The organism is Streptomyces sp. NBC_01298 (assembly GCF_035978755.1).
Taxonomy (GTDB): domain Bacteria; phylum Actinomycetota; class Actinomycetes; order Streptomycetales; family Streptomycetaceae; genus Streptomyces.
The window spans coordinates 192,158-210,656 of record NZ_CP108415.1 but is presented as its reverse complement, the minus strand read 5'-3'; the positions used below and the strand labels follow the sequence as shown (position 1 = coordinate 210,656).

The window sequence follows — 18,499 nt, the reverse complement described above, 5'->3', positions numbered from 1 at the left end:
GTGCCGTCGGGCCTTGCGTTGCCCGACGTGGCTCCGGGCCGCTCGGAACCCCAGGCTGCCTCAGCAGGCGAGAGGAACCACGCTCCGCCCAGAGCGGAGGAGACGCAGGACGAGCAGCAGGCCTGGGGCGCCGGCGACGCACCTTCCGCGCTGGCAGCGAACCCTGCGGGATGGGGCGCCTCCCACGACGTCCCGTCCGGACTCGCCGTTCCGGGAGCCGACCAGCAGCCCATCTCTACGCCGCCACCCTCAACAGGCCCCAGCGTCACGCTCAGCGCCGGATCTGCGCCCTTCACCACGCCGAACCGTGCAGAACTACCCTCTCCTGCCCCGCACCGGCCTTCCAGCCGCCGCTCGGAGAAGGGGGCGGGCGCAGCTTCCGAGCGCACGGACGCGGATGCGAGGGGAGACCCAGCCGAACAGGACCAGAACGACACCGGCGCCTCTCCCACCGCTGGGCCTGCCACTCAAACGCAGCAGCGCGGCAGCAGCACCCCGGCAGCCACGTTCCCCGACCCGGGCTCACCGGAGGTGTGGGACGGCGAGGGCGGCGGCAACCCGGACGTGTGGGAGTCCGTGCGCACCGCCGACTACATGGACGCGTTGAGGGCCCGCATCGACATCGAGGTGGAGACCCAGCTGCGGGCCGACACCGGTATGGACGAGCCCAACCGCGAACGCCTTGAGCGGGCCAAGGATCAGGCGAGCGATGTCGTGCCCAGGCTGGGCTGGTCCCAGCCACTGCTCGACGTGATGAAGCTGGCTGCTGCGGGCCGCCTCACCAAGGGCGACGACGGCTTGTTCCGGCAGCCGTCCGAAGGCTCGGGCGCCGGGCGGCGCGTCAGCACCCAGCGCGTGCAGCTCCTGCTGGAGGCCGGCTTCCTCGCCATGCCTCCGGAGAAGTCGGCCCTGCGCTTGATCCGTCCGACCGCGCAAGGAGAGCAAGCGCTGTTCCTCGCCGCCCTCTACCCGGAGGGAATCTACTCGGACGACGGAACTGCCTTCGACGCCCGTCTGAAGGACGTTCGCCGGCCGTGGCACAACAAGGAGGACAGCAAGTCAGCTGCGCGGCGTCTGGCCCCGCTGGACAGGTGGGCCATGCTGCGGTCCGACGACCGCCCGCAACGCCTCTCGGACGAAGAACACGAGGGTGCAGTCCGCGCCCTCGTGATGTTCGCATACGACGACCTGGAGTACGTCGTTGCACGGTTGTGGAAGCCCCACGTCCTGCCGGCGGCTCTGACGGAAGTCCGGGACGCCCTGGCTGCCGCCAACCAAGCCGCCGGTGAAGGCGACCGCAGCGCAGCGACGCAGTCTTTCAACACCGCCCATTCGCGGGTCAACTGGTTCGGCGACTCCCTGAGAACGGACCCGCGCGGCGAGGAAGCGACTGAGTGGATACGCCGCCTGCAGCAGCGCATCGCCGAGTACACAGGCGCCTGGGCGCCTACCGGAGCCGTGGCACAGGCTGAGCTCCCGGCCAACGAGATGCCCGGCCCCTCGCCCCAGTCCCGCACGACGAAGCCGACCGTGCCTGCCGTGCCCAGGAGCGAGACACCGGCCCCTACGCCCGATTCCACGCAGCCCACCGCTTCGGCTGAGCGCGCGGAGCCGACAGAAGATGGGCAGTTTGACGTGTCCGAACCCGATTCCCAGCCCTCGCACGCCGCGTCAGACGGCGAGGCACGTCGAAGCCCGGCACCAGCGGCACCGGCGGTGACGACCGCACCGCGTAGCGCCGCTCCCAGCGGTCCGGACACGACCCACCTGCTGCAGATGCAGTGGACGCTCCAACTGGGCGCCACACCGCCTCCTCTCGGAGACGAAGAGCAGGCAACCGCCGTAGCCGTCAGGGCCAGTCTCTCGGCTTACGGCTTGATCGATCTCCTCGCGGCGGCCTACGACACTGCGGCGTACTCCGAGTGGAAGCGCCGCTACCTCAGCCGCGGCAGTGGCAACAAGCAGGTGGGCTCCACTCCGGTCAGGTACGAGAGCTACTCGGACCGACTGGAGGCGACCGTCGGGGACATCTCGGTCACTGTGACCTGGGACCGGGTCCGTGCCTGGGTACGCGAGATCGCCACGCCCGAAGTGGTCAGTTTCCTCAACAAGGCCAAGACCGCGGCCAGCCGCTTCCCCCATCACCGGCAGGGGGAGGAGCGCTGGCAGGCGATGGGCGAGCTCGCTCTCGCCCGGACGCTGCGCGAGCGCGTGGAGGCGGTGACGAAGGAGGTCCTCGATCACGCGATCGGCTACCTGTCGTCGCGGAGCATCCCTGCCAACGCGCGGGGCGGCCTCCCCGCGGCCGCGCATGCCGGCGGGCAGGGGCTGTTCGACATGGACGGGCCCTTCGCGCTGCCGCCGATGAACGAGGTGAACGAGGACCTCGACCGGATCATCACGTTCCTCCCGGCCCCCACGCAGAACGCGCCGAAGCGGTTGGCGGCCCTCTCCGAGCTGTCCCCCGGCACGGTGATCGAGCTCGACGACAGCCCCATCGTCATCTCCGAGATCAACCCCCATCCAGGCCGCGTCGACATCGTCGGGGAGCACCGGGGCCCTGTGCGACCCCACCGGGTCAAACACTCCCTGGACCTCACCACGGACTCCGACCCCAGCCTCCAACTGGCTGATCTTCCTCCCTCGCTGGCGCCGCTCGTCGGGCCAGTGCCCCGCCATGAAATCGGCAACGACCCAGGCCCCTTGGTCGACGGACACCCGGATGCCAACGCACAGATCCAGCCCGCGGCAGGTGGCACCGTCCCGCAGCCTCCCGCCGCACCGCCGCTGCCGCGAATCGAGGCGTTCGTCTGGGACGCCGAGCGGCGCCGTGCCCACGGACAGGGCATCGGCCGGGCCAACGGCACGCGGCCACCTGTCTCCGAAGCCCGCCGGGAGATGGATCCGGACGACCCGTTCATCCAGTTCGTCGACAACCTTCAGCACCAGCTCCTGCAGCTGACCGAGTGGCCCGCCGAGCGTGCTGCCGTCGAGCAGGCCGCGGCAGAGATCCGCGAGGCGGTCACCGACCTTGCTGCACGGGCCAGGGCATACAGCACTGAGCGGATGCGCCAGGCCGAGCAGAACCCGGCACGGCTTCTGCAGATCACCATGGAACCGTCCTTGAGCGGCCCGTTCAGCCGCCTTGCTGTGAACTCCGTGATGAGCGCAATCGACCGCGCCGAGGCCGCGGTGCCGCAGAAGGGACAGAAGGCCCGCGTCCGGGCGGCCCTGGAAGCTGTCGTCTGCAGTAGCCCACCGCGTGATCCGCAAGGCGACGCCCTGGCGGACTTCGGCGATGCTCTCGCTCCGTTCTACGACATGGACGGGCGGACCTCCGACACCGTCGCCGAGCTCCTGGCGACCCCCGAGCAGTGGATCCACTTCAACCTCATGGCGGCGGAGGTACACCAGCTCACCTCCCAGACCACCTCCACCGCGGAGCCTGCTGCCCGCTTTGCGACCCTTGACGGCGTACGGCTCCACCTGACTTCCCTGGCGAAAGAGGAGATCAGCGCCGACAGCGGGCCTCAGCGTGAGCACGCCCAGAACCGGGCCCGCCGTGCCGCCCGCCTCGCCAACGACCCGAGCCTGGAACTCGCACCGTCCGGCCGGCTCCTCGTGCACGGTTCGGCGAGGGACGGCTGGCACGTGGTGGCCCCCGGCTCGGCCAAGGACGTCGTGCCGTGGTCCGTCAGAACCCGCAAGCACGCACTCGCCTTCGCCGACCTGCTGGTTCGGCTGACCGACGAATCCGGAGCGGCCTACCCGTGGGACGCAGATGACTTCCTGAGCATCAGCGGATCGCGGGTGCCCGGCGCCGAGAAGCTCCACGAATGGGTGACCAGCTCTCCCTCGCACACCAGGTACAGCTTCCGGGACCGGCTCCGGAGACTCCGTTGGCAGTCAGCCTCAGCCGGCTGGGTGGAGGATCTCGCGCTCTACCGGTTCAGCGACTACGGCTTCATCCACCCGGCCGGCCCGGACAGCCTGAACCCGGGCGATGAGGTCATGTTCGCCTTCGACCAGGACGAGCTGACCTACGCGCCTTCCGTGGCCGCCTACTACCCTCCGCCCTACTTCCGCAACAGGGCGATCGGCACGGCCAGTGTCGATGCCGACGGGAACCTCATCCCCGGATACTGGTGGCCCGAGCGGCGCCCAGAAGAGGCCCAGAAGCTGGACCTGGCGGTGCAGCTGCGCGAAGGGGTACGCAGAGCTCGTCCCGGCGAGTACCAGCTCCACGAAGGCATCAGCGCCCACCTGCCAGCACCGGCGCCCCAGGCCACTCCGGTGCCGGAGCCCGTCCAGGATCCTGTCGCCCAGCCCTGGGCCCAGGAAGCTCCTGCCGCCCTTGGAGGAGGCACGCCCGATCCGTTGTGGACCTTGGGTGACAACGTGCCTTCAGCCCTCGACGCTGTCACCTCATCGGCTGACTTTGCCGGAACGCCGCCCCGTGACCTGGGCGGCAGCGACGGGGCCAGCACCCCCGTCAACCGTGCCGAAAGCCCCGGAGCTGAGCCCCGCGGAGCAGGGAGAGACGCAGCGCCGGAGCCGGTTGACCACCAGGAGGCGACACCCCAGGGCAGCGCGCCGGAGTCCGGCCCGCAGCGGGAAGGCGTGCAGGTTCCGTTCCCGCGGCTCAAGAAGGCCGAGCGAACGGCTCTGGCGGACGTGACCCGCGGGGACATGACCCGGTTCGGGGGTCTGTTCATGCTGCAGACCCACCCTGTACGGCGGGCCGCAGCAGCTTCCCAGGACGCGGTGGCAAAGCTTCTCGAGTTGAAGCTGGCTGAGGTCGAGGGACAGCGGGTCCGGCCCACATCGCAGGGCCTTGCCTGGTTCGGACATCACGGCGTGGAGATGCCGAGCCGCCCTGAGGCGACCGGGGCCGACGGCGATTCGAACCTGCTGGCGACCGCGGGCGTCAGCAGCCGCTCGACACTGCTCGTCACTTCGGACTCGATCGACTACAGGCCGACGGCACCGGCGCAGGTCGGCATTGACGCGGAATGGCCCCAGCCGCCTGTACCCAGTTCGTTCCCCGACAAGTGGCATACCACCTCGCCCGACGAGGAAGCGGTCAATGCCGCCTTGGGGAAGGCAGAACGTGCCAAGGAGCGGTTCGCCCACTCCACCGCCCGTGACATCGCAGCCCTCGCGATCCCTGTCACCGACGACCGCTGGCTCTGGACCCGCCACTGGCCCTTGGCGCAGTTCGACGAGAACGCGGCGACAGCCCTGGAGCGTCTCACCGACCCAGCGACCGTGGCCTACACCGTCCAGGCCGTCCAGCACCTGCGGGAGGCCTTGGAGGAAGTAGGCCGCGGTGCCACGGAGGACTACCTGCAGCGCATTCTGGCCGCAGGAAGCGATCCATTGATCATGGACAAGGCCTGGCGCACCGATCTCGGCGTTTCCACAGACCCCACATACGTGCTTCACGTGCGTGCTGTCGTCATCAACTACTTGGTGGAGGTTGCCGCACACGCCGAGGCAGCCGGTCTAGACGGTGTCGCGGTAGCTGAGGTGCTGGAAGATGCGGCCGGCTGGGACGGCAGACTCCCACAGTTCGGCAAGACGGCCTCGGAGCAGCCGCACTTTCCAGCGGCTGAAGCGGTGGTCGAGTCGGCCCGGTTCGTGGCTGACGCCGCTCGCCACCTGGCAACCGGCTCAGGCGAGACGGTCCGAACCTGGATCGAGCTGCAGCGCACCGCGTCCGAGGTCGAGCCTCGACCCACAAGGACACAGAGCACAGCGACGGGGCCCGGAGAGGCCAGCGCCACGCAGGACGCCGCCGGTCCCGAGCCGACGGCCAGCCTGCTGCCACCCCGGAGCGCCAAGGAAGAGCCGAAGTCAGTGAGCGCAGAAGGGGTGACAGACCAGGCCGGGGCCGCGACTCCGCTGGTGCCCCCGTCGGCAGGGACAGCCGAGCCGTACACGTACCCTCGCGAGGCCACGGACGCTTGGCGGCTCGTGGTGGACACGATGGCGGTGCTGGACGCAAGTCACCAGACGTGGCCACGGACGAGTCGAAACCACGTCGCCCTGACGGACATCAAGGCTGCCGTCGCCTGGATCGCGACACGGACTCCCGCGGTGCCCTCCTCCCTGCCGGAGGTTGCCCACCAGCTGCGAGAACTCGCCTGGATGCTCAACGTGGTCCAAGGTGACCTTGATCGCTCGGGAGACGACGAGCTCAAGGCGCGGCTGGCCCCTCTGCTGAGCGCACTGATCGCAGCCCATGTCCAGGCCCACGACCGGACCCAGGCCACAACGCGCCAGCTCACCCGGAACGCGGCAGGCACCTGGCTGCACCCGTGGGTAACCGAGCTACCCGAGGGAACGCGGGCCGCCGGTGAAGCCCGGCCCGCCGGTACGTCCGAGCGCCCTCGGCGTGTCCTGCACGCCGACGGCACCGTCCTGCAGCACATCGGATCCGGGGAGGAATCCGTAGCAAGAACGGCCGTGGCCGTAGGCATCGTCGACGCTCCACGCGGCACCGGCGCCTGGCAGGTGGTCCGCTTCGAGGACGGCACGCACGAGGTCGCCCACCCCGCTCTTCTCCATGCCACTCCCGAGGACCCCTACCCGCTGCCGGCGGACATCGACATGCAGGGGGAGGCTTGGGCGTTGCGGTGGCAGGCCTTCGACCGTGCGGAAGCCGCAGGTGCGACAACCGCTTCGGTCGGGGTGGGCCTGATCATGCCCGGCGACCGGATCCAGGTGCCCGACCGGAAGGGCGAGCGCACTGTCACGAGCGTCGAGCGCGGCGTTCGCCGTCGCAGCGGGCGGAAGCAGCTGTCAGGCACCGCGGTGCACCACCGTGGCGCCGGCAAGACAAGGACTGCCGAGTACCTGGTCACCAACCCGGCGGCCGCGCTGCAGGTGACGCTGCCAGCTGAGCATCCTGCTCTGGACAACTATCCCGGCAAGGTGGCCCTGACGAAGGACCCCGTCCCGCCGGGCGACTATCACCAATTCTCCTACCGCTGGTCGGCCAAGGTCACAGGCGGCCACGAGGGGAAGTACTCCGTCACCGGGGACTGCCAGGGCAAGGTCAGAAATGGCATCCCCGACCACAAGACCTACCGCGTGCACTACGTCCACGGCGAAGGCAAAGACCTGAAGGTCTGGGCGCTGGGCTTGGCCACCACCTTGGAAGGAGCAACGGAGTACATCTCCTCCCACTGGCAGCGCTCCCAGACGGGCGATCACCGTGCCGAGGCACAACAGGACGACTACGCATCCGGCCTCTGGCTGCTTCCCGATGTCGGTGAAGGCGAGTACCTGGTGTACCAGCCGGACGGGTCCTGGCAGCTCACCAGCCGCGAGGGCGAGGTCTACGCCATCCGCGATGACCGCTCTGAGCGCGTGGGCAATCTTGAGGTGCGCCACGACGGCGAACTCGTCGGTGTGACCACCGAGCACTACGAGAAGCGATGGCCACAGATGCTGAGCATCGTCCGTGGCCACTCCGTGAGCGCGGACTCAGCAGCAGTCGGCGCTGCGGGCGTGGCGCACGAAGGCCCCGTGCGTCTCGACGCCGTGCCCCACGCAAGCGGCGCCACCGTCGACAGCCCGGCGCTCGCAGGAGGACCCGCCACACCAAGCGATCCGCTCGTGGAAGCCATGCCGTCGAACGACACGGCCCGCGCTGACGAGGAATCTCCTGCCGAAGAGGACGACCAGGGCGCCGTCGAGGGCATCGCGGGGGAGCCAGAGGCCCTCTTCGATCTGGCTGAGACCGAGGCACCTGGTCTGGGCGGGGCACCAGTCGCTCCCGGTCAAGACGGCCTTGCGCCCTCCTCAGGCCGACAGGGACCGATGGGGCGTGATGCCACGGACGCACAGCCTGGCGCCCTTGAGGCGAGCGACCGTGGGAGGCCAACGCGGGAGTCCGGGTCAGGGGATGACTTGAGGAACGGCCCGGCTGAGGCGGCGAGTCTGGAAGGACGCAGCGAGCAGTCCGGCGCCCCCGCAGACCCACGCCCTGTCCCGGGTAAAGACGCCCGACCTGGCGACGATGTCGACAGGCGAGAGCTAGGGCCTCAAGACCGGCCGGACTCCTCGCTGACGTCCCCAGCCGGCCTCGCTGATCGAAGCCTCGCGAGGCCAGCTGACGTCTCGGAGACCGGCCCGGCGACGTCCGGCCACGATGGCGGCTCTTCACGGGCGGGCGCGGTGGTCGAAGGCCCGCCAGTGACTCTGACCGATGGACAGCGGCCTTCGCCGGACCGGGCACCTGCACAGGAAGGGGAAGGGGGTACCAAGGCGATGGGCGCATCCACAGCACCAGGGTCCGATCAGCCGACTTCCGGGCCTGCACAGGTGACGCCGACCCCGGCAGAGCACGCTGGGCAAGTCGACGAAACCACGGGACCGGCGGCGGAATCTCCCGCTGGGGAGACCTCGGAGCGCCAAGAGGGCGAGCCCCATGGCAATGAAGCACCTCCGCGGCCAGCCTTGGGCGAGCTCCAGGCGTATGCCGACCCGACGGCGTACGAGGCTGCCCACCAGGATGTCCTGGCTGCTCTCGACCAGCATGAGGACTGGCTCACTGAGGACGCTGCGGCTGCGGCAGCAGCCAGCGAACTCGTCGGGACCAGTGGCGTAAATCCCCCGGCCCTAGCGGCACTCCTTGATCTCGGTCGCGCCGCTGCCGCTGCGGAAGGCCGAGGAGCCGCACTGGCCGCCTTCACCGACCAGCTCCGTCACCATGTCCGGCGCACACAGCTGACGATGGCCAGGATCGTCGTGGGTCAGGCGGCACGGACCACGGATCGTGACCTCCTGCGCAACCTGCACATCGTCGCTGTGGCAGGCCGATTCATCCGCTTCCAGCGGGCCACCGACGCGGGGGAGATGGAGGTCGGGCGGTACATCGAATATCGCGCCGATCAGCTCAACCAACTGGCCAAGGCACCTGCGGACACAGCAGAGCTGGGAGCCGATACAGCAGAGGCGGACCTCCCTGTGGACGAGCATGACGAGCTGGCACTGCCCGCCCTCGAGTTTCCCGCCGGGGGAGGCGCGTTCTTCAGCTACACCGAAGGAGCGCCCCACCTTCATGCTCGCGCTGCGCAGCTCCTCCAGGACCAGATAGGGATCAGCGGCGAGCTCGTCTTCATCGACGGCCGCCCCATCTACGCGATGGTCACCCAGCAGGCAGGGCCGGGTGACACGGCCCACAGGTCGCTTTTCCTCGGCCTGAGCCTGGGCGAAGACGCTCGGACCGTCCGCATCACGGCAGAAGAGCTCGAGGCAGCTGATCCGCAGAGGCTCATGGCCGCGGTGAACAGCTGGATCGCGGCTGACGACACCGGGGATCGTCCCCTGCTGACCTACCAGCCGACTGCACACGCTGCGCCAGCCACGCCCAATCCGGTGGGCTCGCCGATCGAGCAGACACAGCCCACGCAGGCCAGCACCACCCCCCGGACGGCACCCGCGGCAGCCCGAGATGACTCGCAGCCGGCTCCCGCTCCTGCCGGGAAGCAGGCTCAAGCAGCTGACTCCACACCAGCACCAGCGGAAGGTGCAGCGCCGATGAGCAGTGACGATCCCGGCCCCGAGCTGTCCGCGCAGCCGGCAGCGCCCACGCGCGGCCCCGCAGATCCGATCGCGGCGGGAAGCGACGCGCACGCCCCCGGCGAGGAAGAGCGGTCGGCGCGCGAAGAGCCGCGTGGTGCGACGACGGCCGCGCCACCAGCCCCTGCGGAGCAGCAGGAGGAGCCGGACGTAGCCGACCGTCTGGCCGTCCTCGCCCGCGAGGCCCTCGGCTCCATGGCGTCCAGGCGTGAGGTCACCGTCACCATGGCGGCACCCGATCACGTGGTCGTCACCGTGGAGGCAACCGGACACCCGGGCCGCGATGCGTACCTCGCCGAGAGCCTGCGGCAGGCTCTGAACAGGACGATCGGCAGCCAGTCCGACCGGAGTCTGGACCGGCTACGGATCGACGTGCAGCACGGAGCGACGGGGCAGACTCTCCTGCCTTCCAACGGTCCCGCGGTGAGCGTGCTCCGCTCGCGGCTCATCGAAGCGAACACCGCAGCAGCGCAGATCCTTGCCACCCGGCTTCGGACAGACCCGAACGCCGAGCTCGCCCGTACCTACGTCCACGAGGGCGACCCGGCCGTCGGCATCAAGGGGAGGCAAATCCCCCCGGAGGTTCAGGAGCAGTGGGGGATCGGCTACGCGCCCTCTCCGCGTGGCTCGGGAAGCTGGGACGTGCTGGCTCAGGAACTGATGGGCGCGGGCTTCTCCGAGGAGGAGCTCGTGCAGTCCGGCCTGGCCAAGTACTCGAAGAACGGCCGGCTCTACGACGCATTCAGCGACCGGATCATGTTCCCGATCCACAACCAGGTGGGAGAGATCGTCGGCTTCGGCGGCCGCCGCATCGACCGGCCCGGCGAGACCAGCGATCAAGCGAAGGAACGAGGCGGACCGAAGTACCTCAACACTGAAGACACGGTGATCTTCCGGAAGGGCGAGCTGGTCTTCGGCCTCTATCACCCGGCTCAGGCACAGGCGCGTGAGGCCAGCCTCGGACCCCGAGTCGGCCTGGAAGGCTACTTCGACGTCATCGCGACGGCGCGAGCCGCAGAAGCACTCCCGCTGGAACAGCGCCCCGTCGCCGGCGCGCCCATGGGCACCGCCCTTACCAAGGACCAGCTGACGGCGCTCCGCGGAATCCAAGAGGGAAAGCCGCGCACCCACCTCATGTTCAGCGACAACGACCCCGCAGGACGGCGAGCCCTGCTCAAGAGCTGGGACATGCTGCTGACCACGCCGGGCACCACCGAGGTCACCAGCGCCAACGACGTCAAGGATGCGGCCGACCTGTGGGAGGCGGGCGTCGCCGCCGGTACCGGCGGTGCCGAGCCGGTGCTGCGCGTGCTGGACCAGCGTCAGCCCCTGCTCGAAGCTGCCGTGGAGGCCCAGCTGATGGCCTTCGCCACCGACAGCGAACGGGCCAACCACGCATTCGATGCCGGAGCCTTCAACGCCCGCAGTCGCGCGGCCGCCACGCAGGCCGCCCAGCTCATCACCGCGGAGACCCAGTACCGCGCCCCGCAGGATGCCCGAGAGCTCCAGGCAGCAGCCCTCACCTGGGCGAAGCGCCTGCACCAGTCCTGGCAGCTGCCGGGCCACCTGGTCGCTCCCGCCGTGCTCCTCGGCCCCGGAAACCACGACGAGGACCACCAAAACGCTGTCTATCAGCAAGCACTCGATGTCCTGGCCGCCGACCCCGACGGCTACTTCACAGATGACCAGCACGTACGGTCGCGGCAGTCGGCGATCTTCGCTGATGAAGCCGAACCCGCCACCACCCCGGCGGCCCCCGCAACGACCGGAGCAACGGGTGCCGGGCACTGGCCCGTCGGAACCAACCGGCCCGCGGTCTCCGCGGCCACAGCTACCGCACCGCAAGGCGGGCCCCTGGCCTTCGCCATGAGCCTCCAAAGCCCGCCACCCGAGGCCGCGCCGACTGAACTCACTGACCGCAACGCCGGCGCCTACAGCCTCTATGTGGCCGTCCACGACCGCCTCGGCCAGCACGCGATCGAGGAGGAGAGCCCCGGACACGTTGCCCAGCCGCTTTCACTCGGCAGCGTGCACGGGATCGCCCTGGCCACATCGGGCGCTGACCAGCAGACGGACGACCCCAGCATCGTGGTGTGGCTCGGCACGGACGCCCTGCGCCTGTCGTACCAGCGCTTCACGGCTATGACGCCCCCCGAATTTCTCGCTGCCGTCGAATGGCGTGCAGCCACCGCGGCCGGAAAAATCGGCGCGCCGCTGAGCCAAGCATGGCGCGAGGCCGTACGGACCATCCTGTCGCCCTCCACGCCGCACAAGCCCGGACCGGCAGACTTCGCTTCACTGCTCGACACAGTCGCCGCATCCGATGAAGGCCGCACCGACGAAACCCGGCGCCGCGCCCAGCAGGCCGTGGACATCTACACCGCCGGGCACCCCGATCTCGCCTTGGACCACCTGGCTGCTAGCGACCACATCTGGGTCCTGCGTAACGACGGCGGCTGGGTGCAGGAGGCCGCGGGCGCCGAGTCCACCTGGGACCAGGTCAGCGAGAACCTCGCACAGGAGACGAACGTCCTCAACCAGTTGGGCCAGGAGGCAGCCGGCCACCCATCCCCGGAGCTGACCGCAGTCGAGTCTCCCATCGCGGCCGACCTCACCATCGCCCACCACAGCGCGCATGAGGCCATCGCCGCGATGCGGCCCTACTCCATCGGCCTGCCCGGAACCGTCTACGAGCAGATCACTGATCTCGTGGCCCAGATGGACGCGAGCGTGCCCGCGGTGCGCAGGCTGCGAGGATCCGATGGCGAGAGGCTCATGGGGCGGGTCAGGACCAGCCTCGTGCGTGCCCTGGAGGGACTGGCCACCGCGGCGAGCAAGATTCGCCTCCACGGTGTGGCCGACCGCCTCGAGCGTGCCGTCTTTCGACTGAGAGGCCAAAGAAGTCAGACGGAGCCGTCCAGGGCCGTGCGCGTCGACCGCCGACTGCAGGACCTCAGCCACACCGAGCGCGACCTGGAGCGCCGGATGGCCGCTCCTGGAACGACCATGGATGAGATCGGCGATCTCCAGGAACAGTGGATCGTCAATCGTGCCCGCTGGCGGGCACGGTACGAGCAGATCACAGGCCAGCCGGCTACCGCAGAGTTCCTCCCCAACAACGGGCTCATCGCCGGTGCACCTCCCGTCCCCAACCCGGTGGCCGCCCACGACATGCTCATCGCCCGGCTTCGGACCCGAGTGGCCGAGGAACGCGACGTCGACCCCCATACCGGGGAGATGAGCGATCCCTGGAACGCCACTGCCGACCTGTTCAATGGCGTGGCCTGGGCGTACCGGCAGCGCCTGATCGGCAGCATCCCCACCGGGCCCGACCCGGAAGGACCTGTACCGCCCGAGCAGCTGCGACAGGCGGCCCTCATCGTCACGGCCCGACGCGATGCCTCACCACTCACGCTGCGGCGCGGCCTGGGCATCTCAGCGGAACGCGCAGACCGCCTTCTCCACCGGCTCGAGGCACAGCAGATCCTCGGCCCGTACCGGCCCGACACCATCCGCACCGTGCTGGCGCAGAGCAGCGAGATCGACGCCCTGCTCGCCCGCCCCGCGCGGCCCCGGCCCCCCGCTCCCCGCCCGCCCGTTACACCTACCGCCCCCACACCGCCCGACACGGCTTCCCAGGAAGCAGCTCAGACGGAATTCAACGGCCGCAGGGCTGAGATCGAAGAGGTCGTCACCAAATTCCTGGCCGAGCAAACAGCGCGCACCGACGGGCAGCCAGACGTCCAGCCCCACCCAGCTCCCACAGCTGGCGCTGGACGTACCGCATCCCGCCAGGAGGCCCAAGCCAACGCGCTCACCGCCACCCAGACGACCCGGCTCACCCACAGCCAGTCCTGACGAGGAGAAACTATGACGACGCCAGCACCTCCCCAGCCCACACCAGCCATGCTCCGACTCACCCTCCCCCAGGGAGCCACAGCAGCGGAGACCGAGGCAGAGCTCGAGCGGTACGCCCGGCTGCAGAACCTCGGGGTAGGCCTGCGACGTGCCCGAGCGCTCGACAACGTTGCTGAGGCGCCCCAGGCCGGACCCCGGGACCTTGCCGGCCTCGCGACGGCGATGGCCGGTGCCCACGCGGCGCAGGCCTTCTACTTCCACCAGCCCGGCTGGAGCACCCTCAACCAGATACACCAGCGGGCATCCGAAGTCCTCCGCGAGCTGAACGAGCAGGCGGAGCGGACCCCCCAGGCAGCCATACAGGCAGCCCGGATCACCTCACTCGCCGCGAGCCTGATAGCCCGGCACGCCGCCCAGATCCAGACCTATCTCAACACCTGGAACCAGTCGAACACCCCCGGCGCCGAGGCCATGCGCTACCTGACCCGCGCCGCGGAGGACCACGCGGCCCGGGCCTCCGGCGTAGATGATGGCCAGACCCTCGACACGCCCCGCCTCCTGATGGCGCATGCCTACCAGCTCAACCGCGAACTGCAGCGAGCCGAAGCCGCCCGTCCGGGACCGCCGACCGACCCCAAGCTCGACGACCCGGACGACCCCGCCCTGGAAAGCGCGCTCAGCCTCGGAGCCCTGTACGACCGCGGCCTGGCCGAGGCGGCAAGGCTGGGCGACTCTCTGAGCGAGCTCAGCGGACGCGCACGCCGCATCGGACACCGGGCAGTCCTCGACGTCCGCCTCCACGGCATGATCGAGGCCCTGCAGATCCGCACCTACGAGATGGTCTCGGGGATCGCCCGAAGGCTGATGAACCGCTACGACGAGCTGGGATGGCAGAACGACGGCCGCCGCACAATCGCAGCGACCATCTTTCACTACGCAGAGCAGCGCCTCGAACGCATCCGCGGGGTCATCGGCCCGGACGAGCAGCGAGAGGTCGGCTACTACGAAGTCGACGCCCCGGACCGCTACCTCGACGCTCTCTGGGACGAGAATCGCACCGTCATCAACGAGCTCAAGTCCCTCTACCTCCGCCCTGAAGACCGGAGTGAACTGCAGATCCGGCATCTGCTCGTACAAAGGGAACTGGCAGCCGATGCGGGCGATGTCGAATGGGGTACCCAGCCCTTCTTCCCGCCCAAGGAATACGTTGCCGGCGTGCGAGCGGACAACCCGGTCGCAGCCCGCCTCGAGCTCGTTGACGCCCTCCGACGTCGCGTCGAGCGCAACCCTTATGACCGCGACGCCAGCTTCCTGAACCAGGTGGCCGACCGCCTCGCCAAGGAGATCGCGGGCCCCGACGAACTCACCCCCGAGGCTGCCCAAACCCTCATCACACCCGCCCAGCTCCGCACCGCCGCGCACCACCTTGTGGAGAAGGGCACCGCAGCCTCACCTCTCGCCCTGGCCAGCACCGCAGAGCTCAACCTCACCCACGCCCAGGCAGAGCGAATCCTCCACGAACTGCAGACCCTCAACGTCGTCGGGCCCCCGAACGGCCTTGAACCCCGCCAACTCCTCGCCACCACCCCGGCTCAGCTCCCCGCAGCCCTGACGGCGACCCGCCCCACCACTGCCGGGACACCGCTGCAGGCCCCTGCCCCGGTAACCGAAACCGAACAGGCCCCGGCCTCTGCCCCACCACCCGCGCAAGCGTCGACACCTACCCCTGCGCCCGCGCAGGTTACCGACGACCAGCTGAGGCGGGCCGCACTCGCTGCGGCCGCCAACCGGATTGCGTCACCTGAGCTCTTCGTGAAGACGCTGTCGGTATCCCCTGCCGAGGGGCAGGCTCTCATGGAAGCCCTTCAGGAACGCCAGCTGGTCGTGCAGGTTGGCGACGGAGCCTGGGAACCGACATTCGACCAGGAGGGGGTCGACGCGGCCCTCAAGCAGCCAACCCTGCCTCCCGAGGCGCAGCCCGCCGAGGGCGGACAGCAGGCCGCCTCACTGCCTCGACGCGACCGCACCGTAGAACGTCCGCACCCCGGCAATCTCACCAACGGTCCCAAGCCAGACCCTCGGACCCTGTCGGACGAGGAGGTGGCCCGCCTGCTGCAAGGAAGCCAGGACAAGATCCTCAGGGCGAGCCAGGCCCTCAAGGACGGCGTGCAGAACCGAGCGGCGGCTCAGAACCCGCCGGCAGCAGCCGTTGGCAATCCCCGTATGGCCGACGAAGCCCAGCAGAACTCACAGCAGGCGCGGCAGACGATCAGCGCGGGCGTCCGCTGATTCACTCAATCGAGGAGGTTCCATGGAAGGCCAGGAGCAAGCGGACAGGCTTCGACTGCTCAGGGAAGGGCTTCGACTTCTCAGGGAAGGAGAAGTGGAGCGCCGCCGACTGCGGGGAGCCGCGCTTCGGCGCGCCTCACAGGAGCGTCAGGCCCATGATGAGGCGCGCGCGACAACCAGCCAGCCCACGGAGGTTCACTACGCCGAGTTGCCCCGGCACTCACCCACTGGAATCCGCTAGTTGGACGAGATGCCGGATGCCCACTTGCCGGTGGTGCCAAGACCTGGCAGGGAGCGAGCCCAGACGGTGATCGGTCCTACTCCTGCACGACCTCCAGCTCGGCGCCCAGCGTGGCGAGCTTGGGCAACAGGCTGCCGTAGCCGCGTTGCAGGTGGTAGACGCCCTGGATGGTCGAGGTGCCTTCGGCCGCGAGGGCTGCGATCACCAGGGCAGCGACAGCTCGGATGTCCTCGCCGGCCACGCGGGCTGCGGTCAGGGAGGACGGACCGTGCACGGTGATGGTGGGTCCGTCGGCTGTGACGGCTGCGCCGAAGGCCCGCAGCGGGTTGACGTGGGTGGCGCGGGAAGCGTAGATCCGTTCCTCGATGCGGGAGGTGCCGGGGGCCTGGGTGAGGAAGGCGGTCAGCTGGGGCTGAACGTCGGTGCAGGTGGCGGAGACCGTGGCCGTCTGCACGGGCCGGGGACCGGCGGGGCATCGAGCGCGTGTGCCGTATCCCGCCGGTGTCAGTTCGATGCCGGCGTCACTGAGCATGGACATCAGAGCGGTGGGAAACGTGTCGATGGGCACGTTGGCGAGGCGGACGGATCCCCCGGTGATACCGGCGGCCAGGGCGAGTGTGGCGGCCTCAAGCCGGTCCGGCGGGACGTCGACGGTGGCCCCGGTGATGCGGTCGGTTCCGGTGATGTGGATAGCGGTGGTACCTCCCCACGAGATGCCGACGCCTCCGTCCATGAGCAGCGCGGCGGTTGCCAGGACCTCCGGCTCGGAGTTGGGGTTCAGGATGGTGGAGGTGCCGCGGGCGCGGGCAGCGAGCAGCATCGCGGTGACCGTGGCCCCCAGGCTCGGCCCCCACTTCTGAGTCATCACGTCGACGGCGAACGGCTGCGGTGTCGGGCGGGCGAGGCGGGCGTCGATGTGGGTGGCGGTGATGTTCAGCGCGGCGCCGGCGGCCTCCATGGCGGCCAGGTGCCGGTCGATGAGGCGCGGGGTGAAGGCGTCACCGCCCGGAAGGGGGAAGCGGACTCGACCGGCGCGTGCGAGGAGGCCCGCGGCCATGACGGCAGTGGTGCGGACACGCCCGCCCAGCTCGTCCGGGATGGCCGGGTGCCAGTCGACGGCGGGGGTGACCTCGAAGCGGTCACCGGTGATCGTGGCCGGAGTGCCGGTGCGGGTGAGGATGTCCGCGCAGACATGGGTGTCCAGGATGTTCGGGATGCCGGACAGGATCAGCGGGGTGTCGGCGAGCTGGGCGGCGGCGAACAGGTGGAGGGCGACGTTCTTCGAGCCCTGGACGGAGGCGGTGCCCTCCAGGCGGTGGCCGCCGGTGACGCGGATAGCGCGGGTATCGGTGTGAGGCGGCAAGAGGGTCTGGGGCAGATCATTCACGGGTACCTTCCGCGGCGGAGTGCGGTGCGGTGGAGGGCGGCTCGCGGTTTTGGCCAGAGCGTCGATACCGCGAGCCGTCCACAGGGGTCGGCGGTGTTCAGCGGCCGCCTCAGGCCGCCGTCACGGCGGGAACACGGGTCTGGAGGCTCAGGGCCAGGGCCTCATCCAGCGGCATGTGGTCGACGGCGCCGTAGGCGCGGTGGAAGAGGCCCAGGTCGGCGGTGAACGAGCTGATCTCGTTGATACGGGCGGCGGCGTGGGTGATGGTGCCGCGGCCTGCGGCGCGGATGACCGCGCGGGCGAGGTCGAGGATACAAACCGCGCGGCCCGAGCCGCAGTTGATGACCGGCAGCAGGGCGGGGGCATCCAGGACGCGGGTGAGCATGGTGACCGAGTCGTCGATGTACGTCAGGTCCCGGGCCTGCCGGCCGTCGCCCTCAATCACCAGGGGGCGGTTCTGGCCGACAGCCTCAAGGAAGGCGGGCACCACAGCGTCGGTGTTCTCGTGCGGGCCGAAGGTGTTGAAGAACCTGACGATGCCGATCTGGCGGTCGCCGTCCAGGCGGGGCCGGTAGATGCCGGCCAGTTGCTCGGTAGCGACCTTGCCCGCCGCGTACGGGGAACGGGGGGCGTATGGCGCGCTCTCGGCGAGCGGGCCCTGCTGCTCTCCGTAGACCTCGCAGGAGGAGGCCAGCAGCAGCCGTCGCGCGGTCGAGCCGACGAAGGCGTGGAGGATGTGCCGGTCGACGGCGACGTTGTGCTCGAACCCGCCGACCTCGAACGAGGCGGGGACGGACTTGAGCGCGGCCAGGTGCACGACCGTGTCGACGCCGTCAAGGTCCGGAGCGGTCAGCGACCGGACGTCGCGGACCATCAGGCCCTTGCGGCTCGGACGCCGGGAGGCGACCGAGAGGTTGTCCAGCGGGGTGACCATGTGCCCGGCGAGGCGAAGGGCGTCGGTCAGAGCCGAGCCGATGAAGCCGGCTCCGCCGGTGATCAGCACGTTCAAGGGATACCTCCGCTGAGGAGTCGAGCAGCGATCCGATCCGGGTGTGCCGGCCGTCTGCTGCCGCAACCGTCCCGCCTGCCGAGCCCGTTCGACAGGTACTCCGCCCGGTCTTGCACACGGTGTG

Annotated in this window: 4 protein-coding genes; 2 read left to right on the top strand and 2 right to left on the bottom strand. The window is 69.7% G+C overall.

Features of this window, described 5'->3' with window-relative positions; all coding sequences use genetic code 11:
• Positions 1 to 576 precede the first annotated feature (576 nt).
• Together OG730_RS42210 and OG730_RS42205 are read left to right on the top strand one after the other, a co-directional pair.
• Positions 577 to 13,449 (top strand): toprim domain-containing protein, encoded by a 12,873-nt coding sequence (locus tag OG730_RS42210; RefSeq protein WP_327309648.1) that lies wholly within the window; start codon positions 577 to 579, stop codon positions 13,447 to 13,449.
• Positions 13,450 to 13,461: 12 nt separating this feature from the next.
• Positions 13,462 to 15,738, top strand: a complete 2,277-nt coding sequence (locus OG730_RS42205; protein ID WP_327309647.1) for a hypothetical protein — start codon at positions 13,462 to 13,464, stop codon at positions 15,736 to 15,738.
• Positions 15,739 to 16,055: 317 nt separating this feature from the next.
• Here the strand turns inward: OG730_RS42205 and OG730_RS42200 are convergent, their stop codons facing one another.
• Both OG730_RS42200 and OG730_RS42195 read right to left on the bottom strand, forming a co-directional pair.
• Positions 16,056 to 17,366, bottom strand: a complete 1,311-nt coding sequence (locus tag OG730_RS42200) for a UDP-N-acetylglucosamine 1-carboxyvinyltransferase (RefSeq protein ID WP_327309646.1) — start codon at positions 17,364 to 17,366, stop codon at positions 16,056 to 16,058.
• 109 nt (positions 17,367 to 17,475) lie between these two features.
• The gene (locus OG730_RS42195; protein WP_327309881.1) at positions 17,476 to 18,369 is read right to left on the bottom strand and encodes an NAD-dependent epimerase/dehydratase family protein; all 894 of its coding nucleotides are present in this window, start codon (positions 18,367 to 18,369) and stop codon (positions 17,476 to 17,478) included.
• Positions 18,370 to 18,499: the final 130 nt, after the last annotated feature.